20 protein-coding genes are annotated in these 21,713 nt (G+C 61.9%); 10 read left to right on the forward strand and 10 right to left on the reverse strand.

Annotated elements, in window-relative coordinates:
* Positions 1-37: 37 nt before the first annotated feature.
* Together IHE39_RS04065 and IHE39_RS04070 are read right to left on the reverse strand one after the other, a co-directional pair.
* A complete protein-coding gene (locus IHE39_RS04065; RefSeq protein WP_246485376.1) occupies positions 38-1,105 on the reverse strand; it encodes a M48 family metallopeptidase in 1,068 nt (355 codons plus the stop codon).
* Positions 1,095-2,195: a YjgN family protein gene (locus IHE39_RS04070; protein ID WP_246485377.1), complete on the reverse strand. Its 1,101-nt coding sequence runs from the start codon at positions 2,193-2,195 to the stop codon at positions 1,095-1,097. The genes IHE39_RS04065 and IHE39_RS04070 overlap by 11 nt, the downstream gene beginning before the upstream one ends.
* A 231-nt stretch (positions 2,196-2,426) precedes the next feature.
* Between IHE39_RS04070 and guaB the strand changes: the two genes are divergently transcribed.
* Entirely contained in the window at positions 2,427-3,929 is a 1,503-nt protein-coding gene (gene guaB / locus IHE39_RS04075) for an IMP dehydrogenase (protein WP_184768823.1), read from the forward strand.
* A 5-nt stretch (positions 3,930-3,934) separates the two neighbouring features.
* Positions 3,935-4,510 (forward strand): hypothetical protein, encoded by a 576-nt coding sequence (locus IHE39_RS04080; RefSeq protein WP_192565592.1) that lies wholly within the window; start codon positions 3,935-3,937, stop codon positions 4,508-4,510.
* 5 nt (positions 4,511-4,515) lie between these two features.
* Here IHE39_RS04080 and IHE39_RS04085 read toward each other — a convergent pair whose 3' ends face one another.
* Positions 4,516-4,695 carry a hypothetical protein gene (locus IHE39_RS04085; protein WP_192565593.1) on the reverse strand — a complete coding sequence of 60 codons (180 nt, stop codon included), beginning with the start codon at positions 4,693-4,695 and terminating at the stop codon, positions 4,516-4,518.
* A 349-nt stretch (positions 4,696-5,044) separates the two neighbouring features.
* Between IHE39_RS04085 and IHE39_RS04090 the strand changes: the two genes are divergently transcribed.
* Positions 5,045-5,464, forward strand: coding sequence for an MAPEG family protein (locus IHE39_RS04090; protein WP_192565594.1), 420 nt, complete (start codon positions 5,045-5,047; stop codon positions 5,462-5,464).
* A 19-nt stretch (positions 5,465-5,483) separates the two neighbouring features.
* On the opposite strand, the gene rnd is transcribed toward IHE39_RS04090, so the two are convergent.
* Both rnd and IHE39_RS04100 read right to left on the reverse strand, forming a co-directional pair.
* Positions 5,484-6,641, reverse strand: a complete 1,158-nt coding sequence (gene rnd, locus IHE39_RS04095) for a ribonuclease D (RefSeq protein ID WP_192565595.1) — start codon at positions 6,639-6,641, stop codon at positions 5,484-5,486.
* 84 nt (positions 6,642-6,725) lie between these two features.
* Entirely contained in the window at positions 6,726-8,015 is a 1,290-nt protein-coding gene (locus IHE39_RS04100) for an MFS transporter (protein WP_343070067.1), read from the reverse strand.
* A 130-nt stretch (positions 8,016-8,145) separates the two neighbouring features.
* Between IHE39_RS04100 and IHE39_RS04105 the strand changes: the two genes are divergently transcribed.
* Together IHE39_RS04105 and aspS are read left to right on the forward strand one after the other, a co-directional pair.
* The gene (locus tag IHE39_RS04105) at positions 8,146-8,562 is read left to right on the forward strand and encodes a GNAT family N-acetyltransferase (RefSeq protein ID WP_192565597.1); all 417 of its coding nucleotides are present in this window, start codon (positions 8,146-8,148) and stop codon (positions 8,560-8,562) included.
* A gap of 137 nt (positions 8,563-8,699) precedes the next feature.
* The gene (aspS, locus tag IHE39_RS04110; RefSeq protein ID WP_184768830.1) at positions 8,700-10,490 is read left to right on the forward strand and encodes an aspartate--tRNA ligase; all 1,791 of its coding nucleotides are present in this window, start codon (positions 8,700-8,702) and stop codon (positions 10,488-10,490) included.
* 107 nt (positions 10,491-10,597) lie between these two features.
* On the opposite strand, the gene IHE39_RS04115 is transcribed toward aspS, so the two are convergent.
* Complete coding sequence (locus tag IHE39_RS04115; protein WP_192565598.1) at positions 10,598-11,791, reverse strand: aq_1923 C-terminal domain; 1,194 nt, start codon at positions 11,789-11,791, stop codon at positions 10,598-10,600.
* A 262-nt stretch (positions 11,792-12,053) separates the two neighbouring features.
* On the opposite strand from IHE39_RS04115, the gene parC reads away from it, so the two are divergent.
* Together parC and IHE39_RS04125 are read left to right on the forward strand one after the other, a co-directional pair.
* Positions 12,054-14,360: a DNA topoisomerase IV subunit A gene (gene parC, locus IHE39_RS04120; protein ID WP_192565599.1), complete on the forward strand. Its 2,307-nt coding sequence runs from the start codon at positions 12,054-12,056 to the stop codon at positions 14,358-14,360.
* A gap of 206 nt (positions 14,361-14,566) precedes the next feature.
* Complete coding sequence (locus IHE39_RS04125; protein WP_192566043.1) at positions 14,567-15,727, forward strand: AI-2E family transporter; 1,161 nt, start codon at positions 14,567-14,569, stop codon at positions 15,725-15,727.
* A 45-nt stretch (positions 15,728-15,772) separates the two neighbouring features.
* Here the strand turns inward: IHE39_RS04125 and IHE39_RS04130 are convergent, their stop codons facing one another.
* The 4 genes from IHE39_RS04130 to hemB all read right to left on the reverse strand — a co-directional run bounded on the left by IHE39_RS04130 (position 15,773) and on the right by hemB (position 19,236).
* Positions 15,773-16,669: an EamA family transporter gene (locus IHE39_RS04130; protein WP_192565600.1), complete on the reverse strand. Its 897-nt coding sequence runs from the start codon at positions 16,667-16,669 to the stop codon at positions 15,773-15,775.
* A gap of 52 nt (positions 16,670-16,721) precedes the next feature.
* A complete protein-coding gene (locus IHE39_RS04135) occupies positions 16,722-17,477 on the reverse strand; it encodes an arginyltransferase (protein WP_192565601.1) in 756 nt (251 codons plus the stop codon).
* 140 nt (positions 17,478-17,617) lie between these two features.
* Positions 17,618-18,088 carry an RDD family protein gene (locus IHE39_RS04140; RefSeq protein ID WP_192565602.1) on the reverse strand — a complete coding sequence of 157 codons (471 nt, stop codon included), beginning with the start codon at positions 18,086-18,088 and terminating at the stop codon, positions 17,618-17,620.
* A gap of 116 nt (positions 18,089-18,204) precedes the next feature.
* The gene (hemB, locus tag IHE39_RS04145; protein WP_192565603.1) at positions 18,205-19,236 is read right to left on the reverse strand and encodes a porphobilinogen synthase; all 1,032 of its coding nucleotides are present in this window, start codon (positions 19,234-19,236) and stop codon (positions 18,205-18,207) included.
* Positions 19,237-19,380: 144 nt separating this feature from the next.
* On the opposite strand from hemB, the gene IHE39_RS04150 reads away from it, so the two are divergent.
* The 3 genes from IHE39_RS04150 to ldtR all read left to right on the forward strand — a co-directional run bounded on the left by IHE39_RS04150 (position 19,381) and on the right by ldtR (position 21,567).
* On the forward strand, positions 19,381-20,418 hold the full coding sequence (locus IHE39_RS04150) for a 3-hydroxyisobutyryl-CoA hydrolase (protein WP_192566044.1): 1,038 nt from the start codon (positions 19,381-19,383) through the stop codon (positions 20,416-20,418).
* Between the two features lie 26 nt (positions 20,419-20,444).
* A complete protein-coding gene (locus IHE39_RS04155; protein WP_192566045.1) occupies positions 20,445-20,837 on the forward strand; it encodes a DUF6163 family protein in 393 nt (130 codons plus the stop codon).
* A 214-nt stretch (positions 20,838-21,051) separates the two neighbouring features.
* Positions 21,052-21,567: a transcriptional regulator LdtR gene (ldtR, locus tag IHE39_RS04160; RefSeq protein WP_109576855.1), complete on the forward strand. Its 516-nt coding sequence runs from the start codon at positions 21,052-21,054 to the stop codon at positions 21,565-21,567.
* Positions 21,568-21,713 lie beyond the last annotated feature (146 nt).

The following is a 21,713-nucleotide window of genomic DNA, read 5'->3' on the forward strand; positions in this document are numbered from 1 at the left end:
ATGTCCGCTGCCAGCGCCCTTTGCATTTCAGGGCCAGCTATTTCGAGACGCCGACTTCGCGGGCATAACGCAAAGTCTCGGCGATGCGTTCCGGTGTCGCCGGGTGCGTCGACAGGAAGTCGGTTTCATCCTTGTCGCCATACTTGTCGCGCAGCAGTTCGAAGAAGCGGGCGATGGCAGTCGGGTCGCGTCCTGCCTTGTGCATCAGCTCGACGCTGAACCGGTCCGCCTCGGCTTCGGCGCCGCGTGAATAAGACAGCGACATCAGCGCCGATCCCTGGATCAGCAAGTCCTCGGTGCCGGAGCCGATGTCGCCGCCGATCAGCATGATCAGAGCGGTCACGCCTGCCGCGCGGTAGAGCTGCCTGAGGCTGTGCTCGTGGTCGACATGGCCGATCTCGTGGCCGAGCACGCCCAGGATCATCTCGTCGTCCTTGCCGGCAAGCTCGACGAGTTCGTCGGTCAGTACGACCGTTCCATCCGGAAGGGCAAAGGCGTTGGGACCGATCGCACCGCCGGCGCGGAAGTTCAGCGTGTAGGCCGGCCCCTCGTATTTGGCCTGTGGTGTCAACGCCACGAGCCCGGCGAAGCCGTCGCTCAGCAGCTTCTGGCGCTCGGGGCTGAGCTTGCTCGGTTCGAAGATTGCCTGATCAAGCGAGGCAAGTGCACTCTTGCTCATCAGGGCCGTCACCGACGGCGGGGTAACAGCAACGGCCACCTCGACCAGAACCGGAACAGCGTAGCGATAGAGCGCGGCACATAGGATGACCGTTGCGGCGACAAACACCAGCAAGCGCGGATGGAAGCGCTCGAGTTGGTGGATCAAGCCGGGGCGCTTGCCCGAATGCGGTGCAATGAGCGCGTCGATGCGGTCATTGTCTGTGGTTTCGAATACACCAGAACGGGGATATGTCAGTTGGCGGGCAACCGAGCCGACGCGGTCCGAAACCGTGACTGCCGAAAAGGGTGAGGCTGCGAGTTGCACGCCGGCCTTGTCGGTGACTGCGGTCGCACCATCGGTGGCGATGGTCAAAAGCGCATCGACGGCGCGGGCTTCTCCGGCCTTGCGCCAGAGCCCAGAAACGGCTGCCGGCTCAGAAACCAAGGTCGAACCCTTCCACATCAAGGAACTCGGAACCCGTCGCCGTGCCCTCGTTCTGCAGGGCGCTCGCATAGGCGTCGAGCGATCCCGTGCTGTCCAATGCTGTTACCGTGGCCATGTAGCTGGCCATCCGAATGGCAGCCCAAGGGCGGGCAAGGCCAAGGGTGAAGATCGTGGCCAACAGGTTGCTGACCGATATCCAGGCGAAGCGCCGCCTGCCGATGGAGGATGCCAGCATGTGTCGTCCATCGATGACGGTTTCATTCATCGCGACGTTTCGCGTGCCAGCCCGATAAAGCAGGGACGATAGCATGAACACCAGTAATAGCGGGATCATCGCGCCATAGAGCGTGATCATCATCACGCCGATTGACCAGCCGCTGGCACTTGCAGGATCGACGGGCTTGAAATCCAGCCCGAAAAGCAGGCCGAACGCCAACGCGCCGGCGAGCACCGTGCCGCCTACAAACACGAAGGCCGGCAACCACCATTGTCCGTAAAGCCTGTCGAGGCGCGGGTCGCAGTCGATCGACCGGCCGCCATAGCGCAGGTTGCCGAGCATGTAGTTCCAGATCCACCGCGAGGCGAGCGGTGCAAGCAGGCCGAGCGAACCGTAGATCAGCATGCCGCCGACGATATAGGCAAGGAACGCGCCCCAGTAGCCGCCGGTGAAATCGAAACGCACATTGCGATAGCTGGTGACGCGCGCGTTGAAACGAAGACCGCGCATGATGAACCAAGGGATGGCAAACATCAGGGCGATGAAGATGAAAAGCCCCAGCACAGGCAGAAACTGCAGCGTCAGATTGTAGGCGACGAGCAGCACCAGCACGATGATGCGCCCGACAAGGATGCGCCATGGCAGCGCGTGGTAGTCGAAGCTGGCGCCGGCAAGATGCGTGTTGCCGTAGAAGTAACGCTGCCGCCGCACCTTGGCCCAGGCCGAGTAGATGCCAAGCGTCAGGATGGTCAAAAGTACGTTGACGATCCAGATGCCGAAATATTCGCGAGTCGTGCCGGTAAAGGTGAAGGGTTCGCGTCGCATCGCATAGTTCGGCGCGGTCTGCGGTTGCGCTGCCGGCATGTCGTTCATCGTGCGTTTGCCCCTGCAATTTGCGGCTGCATCCCACCTTTGCTGCACCTTGCCGAGAAAATGAGTCGGCGCAAGTATCGCTGGCCACGGCTGCGTCGATTGGCCTTGATCGACCGCTTTTCATCGGTCCGAAGACGTGGTACCAGCCAGCGCCAATCCTGAAAGGGAAAAGACGAGTCGACGCTGCATACCAATGGTTCCAGCGTCCTTTCACGCATTCCGAGGTTGGCCATGGCAAAAATCATTGAATCCTCCACCGGCGCTCTGGCGCTGACCTTTGACGACGTGCTGCTGCAGCCCGGCCATTCCGAGGTCATGCCCGGCGAAACCGACATCAGCACGCGCATTGCCGGTGATATCGACCTCAATGTGCCGATCATTTCGGCGGCCATGGACACGGTGACGGAGGCGCGCCTAGCCATCGCCATGGCTCAGGCTGGCGGCATCGGCGTCATCCACCGCAATTTCACGCCGGTCGAACAGGCCGAACAGGTCCGCCAGGTCAAGAAATTCGAATCGGGCATGGTGGTCAATCCTGTCACCATCGGCCCGGACGCCACGCTGGCCGATGCGCTCACCTTGATGCGCACGCACGGCATTTCAGGCATCCCGGTCGTCGAAAATGGTGGCACCGGTGGCCAGAAGACCGGCCGCCTTGTCGGCATCCTGACCAACCGCGACGTGCGTTTTGCCTCCGACCCGGCGCAGAAGGTCTACGAGCTGATGACGCGCGAGAACCTGATCACCGTCAAGGAGACGGTCGAGCAGGACGAGGCCAAGCGGCTGTTGCACCAGCACCGCATCGAAAAGCTGCTCGTCGTCGACAAGCACGGCAATTGCGTCGGCCTCATCACCGTCAAGGACATGGAGAAATCGCAGCTCAACCCGAACGCCTCCAAGGATGCGCAGGGACGCCTGCGAGCTGCCGCCGCCACCAGCGTTGGCGATGACGGCTTCGAGCGTGCCGAGCGCCTGATCGACGCTGGTGTCGACCTGCTGGTCATCGACACGGCGCATGGCCATTCGCAGCGCGTTCTCGACGCCGTCGCGCGGGCCAAGAAGATCTCCAACTCCGTGCGCATCATGGCCGGCAATGTCGCGACCGCCGATGGCGCCCAGGCGCTGATCGACGCAGGTGCTGACGCCGTCAAGGTCGGCATCGGACCGGGCTCGATCTGCACCACGCGCATCGTCGCGGGCGTTGGTGTGCCGCAGCTTTCGGCGATCATGTCGGCGGTCGAGGCTGCCCAGAAATCAGGCGTCACCGTCGTTGCCGACGGCGGCATCAAGTATTCGGGCGATCTGGCCAAGGCGCTTGCTGCTGGCGCGGGCGCTGCGATGATCGGCTCGCTGCTTGCCGGCACCGAGGAAAGCCCGGGCGAGGTCTATCTGCATCAGGGCCGCTCGTTCAAGGCCTACCGCGGCATGGGCTCGGTCGGTGCGATGGCACGCGGCTCGGCTGACCGTTACTTCCAGGCCGAGGTTCGCGATACGCTCAAGCTCGTGCCCGAGGGCATCGAGGGCCAGGTGCCGTACAAGGGCGCGGTTGGCGGTGTGCTGCACCAGCTTGCCGGCGGCCTCAAGGCTGCGATGGGTTATGTCGGCGGCCGCAATCTTGCTGATTTCCGCGAGCGCGCCACCTTCGTGCGCATCTCCAATGCCGGCCTGCGCGAGAGCCACGCCCATGACGTGACCATCACCCGCGAAAGCCCGAACTATCCCGGCGGCATGTGAGGTCGATGATCGGACGGCTGCGGCGTCACGCGGCCGCATTGAGCTTCGTTGCGGCGGCGGTTTTCGCCGCCATGACGCTGCTGGAGTTCTTCTATTTCCGCGGCCTGAGCGGTGGCCTGGCGTCGCTCGACCTGCGTTTCCTGGGCTTCTCCGAGAGTGAGGGATTCGCCTGGGTCGCAGCACTAGGGCGGCCTGGCGCCGAGATCATTCTCGTCTGGCACTACCTGACGTTCGACCTGGTCTTTCCGGCTTTGCTGTCGGCGACGCTGGTCAGCCTGATCCTGAAATCAGGCGATCGGTTGCCGCGCTTCGCAGCCATGGCGGAGACGATGCGCGCGGCGGTCGCGCTCGCCCTGGCGCTGCCCTACACGATTGCCGACTACGCCCAGAACATCGTCGTCGCACGCATCCTGTCCGACCCGCCATCGGCCGGAGCGAAGTCGATGTCGCTGGCTTCATCACTGATCGTGACGAAGTTTGCACTTCTGGCGATTCCGTTGATCGCCATCGCTGCCTTTTTGCTTGCGGCGCTGCGCAAGCGGGCGCTTCCACGAGACGTCGGACACCGCTTCAAAGGCTGATCAGATCAAAGCCGTGTCGCGAATTTCTGCTTTTTGTCGAAGGCCGACCCGTCGATGAATTCAAGATAGTGAACGAGGATGCCGCGAAGCTCATAGGTGCGCCGGTCGGGGGCAGTCGCATTGTCATTACCAGCGATAGTGACGTCAACGCCCAGTTCGCCGACCTGGCTGTCATCCGATGGCATGGACGAGGCGGTCGGTGGAATTTCGCTCTGGCCGCTCAGCCTGGGTGCTGTCCGCAGTGCGCGCTCCGCCTACGGCCAGGGCTTGCTCCAATGCGTGACGGAGCTTTTCGGGCGCGTCAGAGGCTTCTTCGAGCGCGCACCGCACGTTCGCGCGCAAACGTGCCGGCCTGAATGATGGCCAGGGCCGGTTAGTAGCGATTGGCAGTTGCAGGGAGCATCATGTTTGACCGATCATGGGATTGTGCTTCACGCCAATAATTTCGTCCACCTAAGTAAACTCTCAATTAGGACGAATGAAGTGTGTGGCAGATGATCTTGTAATTATTCGGCTTTGCTTGAGGGGATGCTTATGAACCAGGCTGTGATTTTCTGGCCCATGCTTGCCCAGGTGCTGCTGGTCTACGTCGTCTATGCCGTACTTTCTGCCCGGCGCAGGCATGCAGTTCGCTCGGGCGAGGCACGTGTCAACCAGTTCAAGACGCGGGCCACCGAGCCCGAATCGAGCGTGACCGCAGCCAACAACATCATCAACCAGTTCGAATTGCCGGTGCTGTTTTACGTCGCGTGCTTGTCGCTCTATGTGACGTCAGGCATTTCTTACGTAGCGCTCGTGCTGGCGTGGTTGTTCGTGGCGTTGCGTTATGCGCATGCCTGGTTCCACCTGACCCACAACAGGATCAAGTATCGCAGCAGGGCCTTTATTCTGGGCGCGCTGCTGCTGGCCCTGCTTTGGATATGGTTTGCACTGCATCTTGCTGGCGCGGTCTGAGCAACGCCGAACAGACCGTTCAAGCCTCGACTTCGAACACCGCGATCTTGCGCTTGTCGAAGCGGATGGCGAGTTCGCCACGCACGAGCTTCAGCGCTGCTTCGCCGAACACCGAACGGCGCCAGCCCTGAAGGGCAGGGACATCAGCGGCTTCGCCTTCGGCGGCGATGCGGTCGATGTCGTCGCCGGAGGCAAGCACCTTGGGTGCCACGCCTTCCTTTTCCGACACCAGGCGCAGTAGCACCTTGAGTAGTTCGGAGGCCGCACTTGAGCCTTCCGGCGGCTGGAACGTCTTGGGCAGCTTGGGCATCTGCTCGCGCGGCATGTCCAGCGCCTCGTTGACGACGGTCAGCAGTGCCGTGGCCGAGGATGACCGCTCCCAGCCCTTTGGCGTGGTGCGCAGCCGCGACAGGGCCGCGGCATCACGTGGCGCCTGCTGGGCGACTTCGTAGATCGCGTCGTCCTTGAGCACGCGTCCGCGCGGTACGTTGCGCTCGCGCGCCTCGCGCTCGCGCCAGGCTGCCACCGCCTGCACGATGGCCAGTTCCTGCGGCTTGCGCAGCCGCATCTTGAGCCGCTTCCAGGCATCTTCTGGATGCGGGTCGTAGGTCTCGCGCGAGGTCAAAACCTCCATCTCTTCGTTGAGCCAGTGCGCGCGGTTCTCGCGCTCGAGCTCGGTGACGAGATGCTTGTAGACATCGATCAGGTGGGTGACGTCGGCCAGTGCGTAGTCGAGCTGCTTTTCCGACAGCGGCCGGTGGCGCCAGTCGGTGAAGCGCGACGACTTGTCGATGCGCCCGCCGGTGATCTTCTGGACGATCTGCTCGTAGGAGACACTGTCGCCGAAACCACAGACCATGGCGGCGACCTGGGTATCGAACACCGGGTGCGGGATCAGTGCGCCGAGATGAAAGATGATTTCGATGTCCTGACGGGCGGCATGGAAAACCTTGGTCACCGCCTCGTTGGCCATCAGCGCGAAGAATGGCTTGAGATCGAGGCCCGGCGCCAGAGGATCGACCAACGCGGAAACACCGGGTGCTGCCATCTGGATAAGGCAGAGCTCGGGCCAGAAAGTGGTTTCGCGAATGAACTCGGTGTCTACCGTGACGAAGTTGGATTTTTCGAGAGCGGCTACGACGGTTTCGAGTTCGTCCTGGGTCGTTATTACATGCATAATATTGCTTTTATCAGAACGCGTTATCTTTCCATTTCAGCCGGGCGCCCTTTCGTCAAGCGCTTGCACGTCCAACGGGGATGTCTAGCGCTCATCAGTGCCGTTGGAGGGGCTATTTCGGCCGGCAAGACGGGCGAAAATGGGTGACGTCCTCAACAGGGCGATAAAGCGACCGCGATGACCGGCCGGAACCGGCGAGCGCGAGCCCATACGGTAGATGATCACCCCGACGAACACGACGTAGACAGCAGCGCTGAAGCTGAACAGCGAATGCGGGCCATATCGCTCCATCACGACCGAGGCCACGAACGGACCCGCTATGGCGCCGACCGAGTAGAACAGCATCAGGGCCGCATTGATCAGGACGAACTCGCCCTTTTCGGCGCGGTCGTTGGCATGTGCCGCCGACAGCGAATAGAGCGGCATGGCGAACGAGCCGAAGATGAAGACGAACACAAAATTGGCCAGCGGCGAGTCGCCGGCGAGGAAGACCAGCATCAGCGCCGAAGCCATCGCACCCATCGTGGTGACGAGCAGCACCTTGCGCCGATCCCACAGGTCGGACATGTAGCCGAGCGGGTACTGGACAAGCGCGCCGCCGATGATGCCGACACTGACAAAGGTGACGACGTCGGTGACCGACAGGCCGATCTGCTCGGCATAGATCGGGCTCAGTGTGCGGAACGCGCTGTTGGTGACGCCGACGAAGATGCAGCCGATGCTGCCGAGCGGCGATATCTGCCAGGCGCGCTTGAGGTCTAGCTTGACGTCTTCTGGCGGCGTCGGATTGGAGCGGTCGCCAAGCGAGACCGGCACCAAGGACAGCGTGATCATGATCGACATGATGGCGAAGATGGTGAAGCCACCGGCGCCGAAGACCGGGATCATGAACTGCGCGCCTGTCACCGAAGCGATGTCGATGATGCGGTAGATCGCCAGGATGCGGGCACGGTCATGATTGGAAACGCCCGAGTTGAGCCAGCTCTCCATCACCGTGAACAGTCCGGCGAAGCAGAAGCCGGTGGCAAAGCGGATCACCGACCACATCACCGGATCGATGACCAGAACCAGCGTCAACGTCGCCGAGGCGGCGATGGCGGCGAGTGCGGCGAAGGCGCGGACGTGGCCGACGGCCTTCATGATGCGCGTGATGAAAATGCAGCCGAGCAGGAAGCCCATGAAATAGGCTGTACCCATCAAGCCGATTGTCGACGCCGAAAATCCTTCCTGCGCCCCGCGCAGCGCAATCAAGGTGCTTTGCAGGCCGTTGCCGCCGAGCAGAATGCCGGCAGTGATCAGGAGCGGGATGAGGGGGCGTATGGAGGACATCAGGCAACGCGATACAAAAGCTGAGGTGGCTACAGTTTGCCCGATCGGTCAATGGCAGTCAGCCACTGGTGCGACATATTCCGTCGGCTGCGCCAACGTCGTTGTCACGGACGCGGCTAGCTTGCGCGCTTGGCTCCGGCCGCTGGCTGGATTGCCAAGGACCAACGAGGCCGCGATGACGACATTGACCGTGAGCACCAGCATTGACGACGAGACCGCCCGGTTCATCGGCGAGGGGCTCAACGCCTACAACTACGAGGCAGGCGGCCCCCATAACGACCAGGATCTCTGGATCGTTGCCCGTGATGACGACGGTCATGTTGCAGGCGGTCTCAAGGGTTCGTCGGAATACACATGGTTGTTTATCGAATGGCTCTGGATCAGCAGTGCAAAACGCGGCGAGGGTCTCGGCCAGCAGCTGCTCGCGCGGGCCGAGACGGCGGCGAGGCAGCGTGGCTGTATCGGTGTTCACCTCGATTCGTACACCTTCCAGGCGCCGGAGTATTACAAGCGGTTGGGATATGAGGAGTTCGGCCGCATCGACGATTATCCGGCCGGGCACTCCAGGGTCTGGCTGAAGAAGCGCTTTTAGGCGGCCGAGCGTATGGCCTGCCGTGGCTTTACCTTGACAAAACCGGGCACCCATGCGCTTTTCGCGCCAAATTTTAGGCCCGGGTGCAGCTGTCGCCCCGGCGTGACGTGAAAACAGCCTGAACCGGAAAATTTGCCATGCATCGTTACCGCAGCCACACCTGCGCTCAATTGAGGAAATCCGACGTCGGCTCAGCCGTTCGCCTGTCCGGCTGGGTGCATCGCGTCCGAGATCACGGCGGCCTGCTGTTCATCGACATGCGCGATCACTATGGCCTGACCCAGATCGTCGCCGATCCCGACTCGCCTGCCTTCAAGGTCGCCGAGACCGTGCGTGGCGAGTGGGTCATCCGCGTAGATGGCGAGGTCAAGGCGCGCATGGCCGAGTCCGTCAACGGCAACCTGCCGACCGGCGAGATCGAAGTCTTCGCCCAGGAAATCGAGGTTCTGTCTGCTTCCAAGGAGTTGCCGCTGCCGGTGTTCGGCGAGCCGGAGTACCCTGAAGACATCCGCCTCAAATACCGTTTCCTCGACCTGCGCCGAGAAACGCTGCACAAGAACATCGTTGCCCGCACCAAGATCATCGCCGAAATGCGCAACCGCATGACCGGCGAGGGCTTCACCGAATATTCGACGCCGATCCTGACGGCCTCGTCGCCGGAAGGCGCGCGCGACTTCCTGGTGCCTTCGCGCATCCATCCGGGCAAGTTCTTCGCGCTGCCGCAGGCCCCCCAGCAGTACAAGCAACTGCTGATGGTCGCCGGCTTCGACCGCTACTTCCAGATCGCGCCGTGCTTCCGTGACGAAGACCCGCGCGCCGACCGCCTGCCGGGCGAATTCTACCAGCTCGACCTCGAAATGAGCTTCGTGACCCAGGAAGACGTCTGGAACACGATGGAGCCGGTGATGCGCGGCGTGTTCGAGAAGTTTGCCGACGGCAAGCCGGTTACCCAGCAGTTCCGCCGCATTCCCTACGACACGGCGCTGCGCACCTACGGCACCGACAAGCCGGACCTGCGCAACCCGATCGAGATTCAGCCTGTCACCGAGCATTTCGATGGCTCGGGCTTCAAGGTGTTCGCCGGCATGATCGCCTCGAACCCAAAGGTCGAGGTCTGGGCCATCCCGGCCAAGACTGGTGGCTCGCGTGCATTCTGCGACCGCATGAATTCCTGGGCGCAGGGCGAAGGCCAGCCGGGCCTCGGCTACATCTTCTGGCGCAAGGAAGGCGACAAGCTCGAAGGCGCCGGTCCGATCGCCAAGAACATCGGTGAGGAGCGCACCGAAGCGATCCGCCAGCAGCTCGGCCTGTCGGATGGTGACGCTGCCTTCTTCGTCGCTGGCGATCCCAAGAAGTTCGTCTCCTTCGCCGGTGCTGCCCGTACCCGCGCCGGCGAGGAACTCAACCTCGTCGATCGTGATCGCTTCGAGCTGTGTTGGATCATCGACTTCCCGTTCTACGAATGGCTGGAAGAAGAAAAGAAGATCGACTTCGCCCACAACCCATTCTCGATGCCGCAGGGCGGCCTGGATGCGCTGAACAACCAGGACCCACTGACCATCAAGGCCTATCAGTACGACATGGTCTGCAACGGCTTCGAGATCGCCTCAGGTTCGATCCGCAACCAGCTGCCAGAGCTGATGGTCAAGGCGTTCGAACTGACCGGCAAGTCGCGCGAGGAGGTCGAGGAGCAGTTCGGCGGTCTCTACCGCGCCTTCCAGTACGGCGCGCCGCCGCATGGCGGCATGGCGGCCGGCGTCGATCGCGTGATCATGTTGCTCGTCGGTGCCAAGAACCTGCGCGAAGTGACGCTGTTCCCGATGAACCAGCAGGCACAGGATTTGCTGATGAACGCGCCGTCGGAAGCAACGCCGCAGCAATTGCGCGAGCTGTCGCTGCGCGTCGCGGTGGCCAAGAAAGAAGCTTAAGCAATCCGCGCAAGCGACTCTTTCGACTCAAAAAAATCTCGGCGACTCAACAAAAAAAGCCCGGCATCGCTGCCGGGCTTTTTCGTTTCGGGAGGTGGCGGCCAGGATCAGTCCTGGTTCGCCGTAACCGTCAGGCCGAGCGTCTTGGGCAGGTCCTTGGGGTTCGACATGCCGCTGGCTGCGAGCAATGCGAACGGAACCGGCGAGGCTGGCTTGGCGGCGATCTCGATCGACTTGGGCGCGTCGAGATAGGCGGTGACAGCTGCGGTGACCTGCGTCGCCAGCTCGGGGTTGTTCAGTTCCATCATCAGGAACGGCACGATCGCCTTGGCCTGGTTGGCGATGTCCTTGGCTGTCATGTTCTGCTGCTTGCCGAGGTATTCGAGCACCTTGTTGGTCACCGAATCGTCGTCGAAGCGGACGGTCGCGCCGTTGAAGGTCAGCTGCTGCATCAGGCCGAGCATGGCCAGGCCCTGGGCCGAGTTGTCAGTGCCTTCCGGCTGGGCAGCCATCTTCTTCTGCAGTTCTTGCACCGACTTCAGGAACTCGACGGTGTAGCCGCCGAGGTCGAAGGTCATGCCGAGCGTGCCTGCATTGTCGACGGTGACGTCGTAGCTCGACAGCGCCATGCGGCCGTCCGTCGGCTGCCAGGTGCCTTCCATCTGGAAATCGCCTGATATGTTCTGGTAGCCGAGCGCTTCGATCGCAGCCTTCGACTGTGGGTCTTCCACCAGGGTCAGGTCGGCGGTGAACTTCTCGGCCGAGCCGGTGAACTCCATGGCGTTGCCGTCGGCCGGCGGGGTCACCTCGGCCGCGAAGTTGGTCATCTGGAAGGCCTGCTTGTCGCCGATCTTGACGCTGACATTGTCGAGATTCGCGGTCTCGTACATCAGAAACGAGGCCAATAGGTCGGTCGAGTCGGAGGCCGGCAGCGTGACATTGCCGAGCGTCAGCGGACTGACCTCGACCTTGGTCGGGCCTTCGTTGAGGCTATAGGGCTCGGTCGTGATCGTCTCGATCTTGAAGCCGCGATTTTCTTCGGTGATGCCGCTGAGCGTGAGCTTGCCGATGGAAAACGGCTTGCCTTCGCCAGCCATCTGGATGCTCGTTCCCTCGAGCACGGCTTCGGAAGCATCGCCGGTTACGCTGGTCCAGGCGAGCGTCAGGTTCTGGCCGGCCAGCACCGACTTGAGCCGCTCGGCGACCGCGGTGGCATCCTGTGCCAGCGCTGCGTTGAGCGGAAGCGAAAACAGGAAGGTCGTGAGTGCGAGCTTGCGGAATGCAGAGCGGTGTTGCGTCATCATAGATCCCTGAGACTGTGAAATGGCTCAGCCTTTCGTCCGCCATGAACTGGACCGGAAGAAGGCGACGCAACGACAATGGCCGCAATTCGAGCCAAAAGGCAATCACTGGTGAGCAACGCGCGCAAAAATGGTGAATGAGCCACTGATCGCGTAATTGCTACTTTAGCGAGCGGGCAGATTTGTCGCAGTGTGATCCCGGCAGACCTTGCATTCGGCGATAAGGCTTGTCGCGAATCAGCCGTTCCGCTAGTCCAAACCCATGGGAAAAGGGCTTTTGCCGCCCGGAAACGGTAGCGGCGACAATATTGAACCGGTCGATCTGAAGAAGGCGCTCGAAGAGCGCTATCTGGCCTATGCGCTGTCGACCATCATGCACCGGGCATTGCCTGACGTACGCGACGGACTGAAACCGGTCCATCGCCGCATCATGCACGCCATGCGCCTGCTCAGGCTCAATCCTGACCAGGGATTCGCCAAATGCGCCCGCATCGTCGGCGAGGTCATGGGCAAGTTCCACCCGCATGGCGATCAGTCGATCTACGACGCGCTAGTGCGTCTAGCGCAGGATTTTTCGGTCCGCTATCCGCTTGTCGACGGGCAGGGCAATTTCGGCAACATCGACGGCGATAGTGCCGCTGCCATGCGTTACACCGAAGCGCGCATGACCGAGGTGTCGGTCTCGCTGCTCGAAGGCATCACGGAAGATGCCGTCGATTACCGCCCGACCTATAACGAAGAAGACGAAGAACCCGTCGTCCTGCCGGGAGCGTTTCCGAATCTGCTGGCCAACGGCTCGTCCGGCATCGCGGTGGGCATGGCGACATCGATCCCGCCGCACAATGCAGCCGAGCTGTGCAGTGCCGCGCTTTACCTGATCGACAACCCGGATGCCTCGGTCACTGACCTGATGACCTCGCCGGGCGAGTGGGAGCGCATCAAGGACGATGCCGAGCTTCGCCTCGGCTGCAAGGTGCGTGGGCCGGATTTCCCCACCGGCGGCAGTGTCGATGATGACTGGGACTCGATCGTCAACGCCTACGAGACAGGGCGTGGCGGCTTCCGCATGCGCGCCATGTGGCAGCAGGAGGACCAGGGCAGGGGTACGTGGAATCTCGTCGTCACTGAAATCCCCTATGGGGTGCAGAAGTCGCGGCTGATCGAAAAGATCGCCGAGCTGTTGATCGCCCGCAAGCTGCCGCTGCTCGAGGACATCCGCGACGAGTCGGCCGAAGACATCCGCGTCGTTCTGGTGCCCAAGAGCCGTACCGTCGACCCCGGCCTGCTGATGGAATCGCTCTATAAGCTCACCGAGCTTGAAAGCCGCTTCCCGCTCAACATGAACGTGCTGTCGCGCGGCAAGGTGCCGAACGTGCTGTCGCTCAAGAGCGTGCTGCGCGAATGGCTCGATCACCGCCGCGAGGTGCTGGTCCGTCGCTCGAAGTTCCGTCTCGGCGAGATCGAAAAGCGCCTCGAAATCCTCGGCGGCTATCTGATCGCCTACCTCAATATCGACGAGGTGATCCGCATCATCCGCGAAGAGGATGAGCCCAAGCGCACGATGATGGCGCGCTGGGACCTGACCGACAACCAGGCCGAAGCCATCCTCAACATGCGCCTGCGGGCGTTGCGCAAGCTCGAGGAATTCGAGATTCGCAAGGAGCACGACGCGCTCAGCATCGAGAAGAAGCAGATCGAGGCACTGCTGGCGTCTGATGCCAAGCAATGGTCGACGATAAAGTGGGAAGTGAGCGAGGTCCGCAAGCATTACGGCCCTGAGACCAAGCTCGGTCGCCGCCGCACGGTATTCGCCGAAGCACCCGATCATGACCTGACCGACATCGCGCATGCCATGATCGAGAAGGAGCCGGTGACGGTCGTCGTCTCGGAAAAGGGCTGGCTGCGCGCGATGAAGGGGCATCTGGCCGACTTCTCGCTGCTCACCTTCAAGGAAGGCGACAGCCTCAAGCTCGCCTTCCACGCCCAGACCACCGACAAGATCCTGGTCTTCACAACAGGCGGCAAGTTCTACACAATCGGTGCAGACCGTCTTCCCGGCGGGCGCGGCCATGGCGAGCCGATCCGCATCATCGTCGACATGGACAACGACCAGGACATCGTCACCGCTTTCGTCCATGAACCCAAGCGCAAGCTGATGTTGGTCAGCCACGAAGGCAACGGCTTCACCGTTCCTGAAGAAGAGGTCATTGCCAACACCCGCAAGGGCAAGCAGGTGATGAACGTCAAGACACCTGACGAAGCCAAGCGCTGCATTCCGCTGCAGGGCGACCATCTCGCCATCGTCGGCGAGAACCGCAAGATGCTGGTGTTCCCGCTCGAGCAGATCCCGGAGATGACGCGCGGCAAGGGCGTCAGGTTGCAGAAGTACAAGGACGGCGGCGTGCTCGACGTGAAGACCTTCGCCATGGAGAGCGGCCTCAGCTGGCTGGATTCGGCGGAACGCACCTTCACCCGGTCGCGTGAGGAACTGCTCGAATGGATCGGCACACGCGCCACCGCCGGGCGCATGGTTCCCAAGGGTTTCCCACGTACGGGCCGCTTTGGCTGAGTGCGACGTAACGGCTGAGCGCGTGCGGTGCGGCAAAGTTTTGATGCGCGGCACCGCGTTAGGCTCTATGATCTGCCCGTTGGCGCTGACCTGAGTGCCGGCGACTAAGCGGGTCCATTTCAGGGCCGAGGAGATCCAGGCTCTTGAACGTGACCAATCCCCGTAAACCGGAGCGAGAGCAGAGGCTGTTCGGCCCGGCCCAGCCGATGCGTGCGGCCCTGGTGCCACCGCTTTCGGCCGCGCGCTGGCTGCTCGTGCTGATCGTCGCCGCGGGCATCTATTTCTTCCATGGCTTCCTCGTGCCGGTGTTGGCAGCACTCGTCATCGCATTCGCCAGCTGGCCGCTGTACAGGCGGCTGCTGGTCGCGGTCGACGGCAACAGGACCATTGGCGCGACGCTTGCGCTGCTTTTCATCATCGCCTTCCTCGTCGTGCCGATCTCCTTTGCCGCGACCTACGCCGTCAACGAGATCCGCGATTGGGTCGGTTGGGCGGTGGAGACCAATCGCCATGGTGCGACAACGCCGGAATGGATCAACAACCTTCCGGTCGTCGGCGAGTGGCTGAACGAACAATGGACACGCTACGTCGGCCATCCCGGCGCCATCGGCGAACTGGCCCAGCTTCTCAGCGGTGCCAATATCGGCAGCATCTATCGCGGCGTGCTTGCTGCCGGTGGCAGCGCCTTCGGCATCCTGCTGACACTGCTGTTCATGCTGATCGCCCTGTTCTTCACCTATCGCGACGGCGAATCCTTCGTTGGCCAACTCGACCGCCTGGGCGAACGCATCCTGCCGATGCGCTGGGAGCGGATTTCGCGGGTCGTGCCCAAGACGATCAGCGCCACCGTCACCGGCATGACCTTGATCGCCATCGGCGAAGGCGTGGTGCTCGGGCTTGCCTACTGGGTTGCCGGCGTGCCTTCGCCCGTGACGCTCGGTGTGCTGACCGGTTTCATGGCGCTGATCCCCGGTGGCGCGCCGTTGTCGTTCACGCTTGTGTCGATCTATCTGGTTGCCAGCGGCTCGCCAATTGCCGGCATCGCCCTGTTTGCCTGGGGTTCGATCGAGCTGTTCATCGTCGACAAGACCTTGCGCCCCAAGCTTGTAGGCGGTCCGATCAAGCTGCCGTTCCTGCCGACCTTTTTCGGCCTCATCGGCGGCGTCAAGACGATGGGCTTTCTCGGCCTGTTCATCGGCCCCGTACTGATGGCGCTTCTTGTCGCGATCTGGCGCGAATGGCTGCATGAAGTCGAACTGAACGATGAGGCGGCGATGCTAGCAGCCGCTAATGCGCTGCCCGAGAATGACACGCCACGCACGATCGAAGCCATCACCGAGGACGTGCCGGCCAAACGGGTCGGTTAGGGGGCAAGCGGCCCCGGCAGGCCCGATCCGGGAAAAGGCAGCAGGCTACGCCGGCTGCCTTGCGAGGGCTGCCCTGCGCCTGCGCCCTTCGGACAACTGCCAGACCGAGTGGGCGACGAGCGTGATGATGAGGATGGCGCCGCCGATCAGGCTGTTGGTTGTCGGCACCTCGGCGAAGATCATCCACACCCAGATCGGCGCCAGCACCGTCTCGAGCAGGTAAAACATCGCGACTTCCGGTCCGGAGATGTATTTCGGCCCGTTGGCGAGGCAGAAAAACGAAATCGGCATGATCACCGCGCCGTTGAAGATGATCCACCAAGGCGCTTCGACGTGAAAGCCAGTCTTGGAAACCATGAACGCCGCGACCAGCCCCGGCAGGAGCACGCCGACAAGTGCCGTGAAGCCCATGTCCTTGTCGCTGGAGCGTGAAATGGTGATCGCCGATGCGATGCAGAAGGCCGAGCACACCGCCATCAGGTCGCCGAACAAGTGGCCGGTGCCGATCGAACTGCTGACGATGACCAGAACCCCGCAGACCATCGCCAGCATGGCGAGCATCGTCGCGGGGCGCGGCCGTTCCCGGAGAAATATCCACGACAACACGGCCGCGAACACCGTGTTGAAGGCCAGGATGAACACCAGGTTGGCGGTGGACGTGCTGTAGACGGCGGTGATGAATGAAATCGAGCCGATGCCGTAGAGACCGGCAACGACGAGGCCGGCGCGGCCTGGAATGAGTTGCGGTGCCTTTGGGCTCAGCGAGCGCCAGACCAGCCAAATGATGATGGCGGCGATGAAAGTCGTCCCGCTGCGCATCAGCAGGATGGACCAGTTGTTGCCGTCCGCGAGCTTGATCAGCGGGATGTCGACGGTAAGCGCCAACCCGCCGAGGCCGGTCAGCAGCAGACCTTTTGAGTGGTTCGATTGAGTGTTTGCCACGTGCTTCCCTGCCAGATGGTCGACGGCAGCGTGGAAAACGGGCCGGACGTGCTCAGATGTCGCCTTCGAAACGCTCCCAGCCTTTCATGCCGAGATGCTCCTGAGGTGTGAAGCGGACCTTATAGTTCATCTTGCGCGAACCGTTGACCCAGTAGCCGAGATAGACGTGGGGCAGGCCCATGGCGCGCGCGCGGGCAATATGATCGAGGATCATGAAGGTGCCAAGCGAGCGTTCGTCCATTTCCGGATTGTAGTAGGAATAGACCATCGACAGGCCGTCCGACATCTGGTCGGTCAGCGCCACCGCCATCAGTTCGCCTTGGCCCTGGCCGGTGATGAAGGTGTCGGGTCCGCGGCGGCGGTACTCGATCACCTTGGTGATCACATGCGTGTCCTCGACCATCATGGCGTAGTCGAGCACGGTCATGTCGGACATGCCGCCCTTGCGGTGGCGGGCATCGAGATAGGAACGGAACAGCGAATATTGCTCGGTCGAGGGCTCGGCGTTGTGCATGGCCCCGACAAGGTCGGAATTGCGCTCGATCACCCGGCGCATGTTGCGCGTCGCTTTGAACTCCTGGGCCAGGATGCGGACGGAAACGCAGGCACGGCAGGTCTCGCAGGCCGGGCGATAGGCGATGTTCTGCGAACGCCGGAAGCCGCCCTGCGTCAGCAGGTCGTTCATCTCCGGCGCCTTGTCGCCGACGAGGTGGGTAAAGACCTTCCGCTCGAACTGCCCCTCAAGATAGGGGCAGGGGGACGGCGCCGTCAGGAAGAATTGCGGAGAATGGGTCGGATGCTGCGTCATCGAGCGTCAGGAAGACTCCCAATCAATGTTCCCTAGCTTGGCGCTGCCGGCGAAAAATTCAACATGAATGTGAAGGCAGGCAGACTCTTTGCCTTCACATTTTGGCGCAAGTGCCCGTTTTGACTCGCCGAATGGCAATTTTAGCTGTCGCTGCGGCTGACCACGGTGCCGAGCAGCAGGTCATGCAGCGTGCGCTTGCGGTCGGAAAATAGCGTGACCAGCAGCACCAGCGGCGTCAAAACGACGTTGCCGGCCCAGAACAAGACGGAGTGAACCACCGCCAACAGGCCATCGATTGGCCTGCCGTCCAGGCGGTCGAGGCGAATGCCCATCATGCGCATGCCGGTCGTTGCCTGGTTCGGCCCGCCGAGCGTCATCCAGATGTAAAGCAGGGCGACTGCAGGAAACAGGACGCCGAACAGCAGCCAGCCGAGGCCGAGCGTCAGGAGGCCGAGAAACAAGATGACGATGGCGAAAGGGATCATCAGAAGACCGACGATCAGATAGTCGATCAGGAACGCCAGGATGCGACGCGTGCGCACGCCGTCATAGGCGCGGCTGTCGTCGAGCCTGCTGTTGATGATTTCGCCGTCCAGAACTCGTGCGGTCATAGCTTCCTCAATTGGCGGACGAGATTGTCCGCGCAGGACTGCAAATGGGAATTGCGGCGCCGGATTCAAGAATTCCGGCGCGATCTGGCGCAAATCCTCTCACAGAGAGCGCAGGCTCAGCCCTTGAGAATCTGCGCCACTTCGGGCGCGAAATAGGTCAGGATGCCGTCGCATCCGGCGCGCTTGAAGGCGAGCAGGCTTTCCAGCATCGCCTTTTCGCCGTCGATCCAGCCATTGGCACCTGCTGCCTTGATCATCGAGTATTCGCCCGACACCTGGTAGGCAAAGGTCGGCACGCGGAACTCGTCCTTCAGTCGGCGGATGATGTCGAGATAGGGCAGGCCGGGCTTGACCATCAGCATGTCAGCGCCCTCGGCCAGGTCCTGCTCGGCTTCGCGCACCGCCTCATCCGAATTGGCGTGGTCGATGTAATAGGTCTTCTTGTCGCCCTTGAGCAGGCCCTGCGTGCCAATCGCCTCGCGATAAGGGCCGTAGAAGGCCGAAGCGAACTTGGTCGCATAAGACATGATCGCCACGTCGTGGAAGCCGTTGTCGTCGAGCGCGTCGCGGATGGCGCCGATGCGGCCGTCCATCATGTCGGAGGGAGCGATGATATCGGAGCCGGCCGCGGCCTGCAGCACGGCTGCGGCAGCCACCTGGGCCACCGTCTCGTCATTGACGATGATGCCATCGCGCAGGATGCCGTCATGGCCGTGGCTGGTGAACGGGTCGAGCGCGACGTCGGTGATGATGCCGATCTCCGGCACCGCCGCCTTGATCGCGCGGGTGGCGCGGTTGATGATGTTGTCGGGCTCGAGGATATGCGCGCCCGTCTGGTCGCGCAGGCCCATCTCGACATTGGGGAAAGTGGCGAGTGCTGGAATGCCGAGCTTTGCCGCGCGTTCCGCTTCCTTGACCGCGAGATCGACCGACATGCGGAACACGCCGGGCATTGCCGGGATCGCTTCCTTGCGGTTTTCGCCGTCGATGATGAAGATCGGCCAGATCAGGTCGTCGACGCTCAGGCGGTTTTCCTGCACGAGGCGGCGCGACCAGTCGGCCTTGCGCATCCGGCGCAGACGCCGGCTGCCAGTGATCTCGTCGACGCTGCGGGCGCCGGCTGGCTTGGCTGGGGTGAACTTGTTCATCGGCATTCTCCGGCAATTGTGCAGTTTTTAGCATACCGGTTTGCCCAAGACCAAGATGCCGGATGGGACCTGCGGCATTGACGCACCCATGCGCTCCACATTAGCTCTGCACACCCAGCCTGAATGTGAGGGATTCCAGTGGACATCGACTTTGGCGGCGACGACGAAATCCGCTTCGAGCGCGCCGGAGCCGCCGGCATCGTCACCCTGACGCGGCCGCAAGCGTTGAACGCACTGACCCACAAGATGGTTCTGGCGCTGTCGCGGGCGCTCACCGCATGGCAAGCCGACTCAAACGTCGTCATCGTCATCGTCAAGGCCGAGGGCAGGGCGTTTTCCGCTGGCGGTGACATCCTGCATGTCTATCACGCCGGTCTCGCCGGCAACCCGCCAGTCGACTTCTTCGCCGACGAGTACCGACTCAACGCCCAGATCCAGCGTTTTCCGAAACCCTACCTCTCGCTGATCGACGGCATCGTCATGGGCGGTGGCGTCGGCCTCTCGTTTCACGGCTCGCATCGGGTGCTGACCGAAAATGCGCAGTTCGCCATGCCCGAAGTCGGCATCGGCTTTTTCCCCGATGTCGGCGGCAGCCATCTTTTGCCCGACCTCGGCGGCCATTTCGGCATGTATCTGGCGCTGACGGGCAACAGGATCCGCTATGGCGACGCGCTGTGGTCAGGCCTCGCAACGCACACGATTTCGGCGGACGGGCAGGTCGGGCTTCTCGAGCGCCTGTGCGAAACCGGCGAGCCCGAAGCGATGCTGCGCAATTTCTTCCGTCCAGCCAAGCGCGAGACCGAGCGGGAAACACTGGAGGCCATCGCCAGGCATTTTTCCGCTCCGACGCTGTCGGATGTCATCGCAAGCCTGGAAACGGACGCCAGCGAGTTCGCCAAAAAGACACTTGCGACCATCCTGTCGCGTTCGCCCACCAGCCTGTCCGTCGCCTTCCGGCAGGTCAGGGCGGGCCTGACCATGTCGATGGACGACTGCATGCGGATGGAGTTCCGCATCCTGAACCGGATGCTGGCCGGTCGCGACTTCTATGAAGGCATCCGCGCCGTGCTCATCGACAAGGGTTCGACCCCGCAATGGCAGCCGGCGCGACTCGAAGATGTCGATCCCCTCGACATCGGTCGCTACTTCGAAACGCTTGGCGACAGGGAACTTGCCCTGTGAGTGACAGTGCAAGCCACCTGCGCGAGATGCATCCTTCGGCGATCGAGAGCGCCTTCGCCTTGTTCCTGCGCGTGGTGGCTGGCTATTGCCTGCTGTTCGGCATCCTCTACTGGGTTCGTCTCATCGGTGTCTATGACGGCCCACTCTGGCGTTTCGACCTGATGCCGATCCATTGGCAGGTCGCGGCGGTGACACTGTCGGCGTTTTTCCCCTTCGCCGCGATTGGCCTGTGGATGTTGTCATCCTGGGGGCCGGTCATCTGGTTCATCTGCGCCATGACCGAAGTCGCGATGTATGCAGGTTTCCCCGAACTGTTCGGCAACAGGCCACTGATCGTTGTCTCCCACATCGTGGTGGCCTTGATCTATGCGGCCTTCCGCATTGTCCTGCACCTGAAAAGGCGCCGCGCCGCGCACTAGCAATGCTTTCAGCGCGTTGGCGGGCACTCCGTAAAATACAAGGTTAATTATTCTTACTCGGAAGGGTTTTCATTAACCCTCTTTCGAAACCAGTGGCTGGTAAGCCCTTGTTAAGCCTGACGTTTAAGTCGAATTTTATGGGTATTCGATAAGTTCGCGATCAAGGTGACATCAAACAAAAAAGTCACCAGGCGAAAACAGAGAGGCAAAGACAATGATCAATTCGCGTCAGGTGGCCAAGCCCGCCATGGTTTCCGAGGACCGTAACGAAGCGATCCGTTCGCTTTACATGGAATCTCTGCAGCTTGTTGAAAGACTTCATCGTCGTCTTCTTGACGTTATCAAGGATGAGTTCGATCGCAACGGCCGCAGCGACATCAATGCGATCCAGGCTCTGCTGCTCTTCAACATCGGCAATGCAGAACTGACCGCCGGCGAATTGCGCTCACGCGGCTACTATCTCGGCTCGAACGTCTCCTACAACCTCAAGAAGCTAGTCGAGCTCGGCTTCATCAATCACCAGCGCTCGCGCATCGACCGCCGCTCGGTCCGTGTCAGCCTGACGCCGAAGGGCCAGGATGTGGCCGAGGTGGTTGCCGGCCTCTATGACCGTCATGTCGGTTCGATCGAGCATGTCGGCGGCATCAATACCGACGAGTTCAAGCAGATGAACCGCGCCTTGCAGCGCCTCGACCGCTTCTGGAACGACACCATCGCTTACCGGATGTGAGCATTTCTGCCTGAAAAGGAACGACCTCCAGTCGCAGAGCCGGTTGCAGAAATGCACCGGCTCTTCCTTTTTTAGCTCAAGGCATGGCGATAGAAGCAGGCCCAGCCATGTTGCCGCCATATTCGAATGACTAACGGGAAGCTGTG

Origin of the sequence: Aminobacter carboxidus, from assembly GCF_014863355.1 — a bacterium.
Classification (GTDB): Bacteria; Pseudomonadota; Alphaproteobacteria; order Rhizobiales; family Rhizobiaceae; genus Aminobacter; species Aminobacter carboxidus.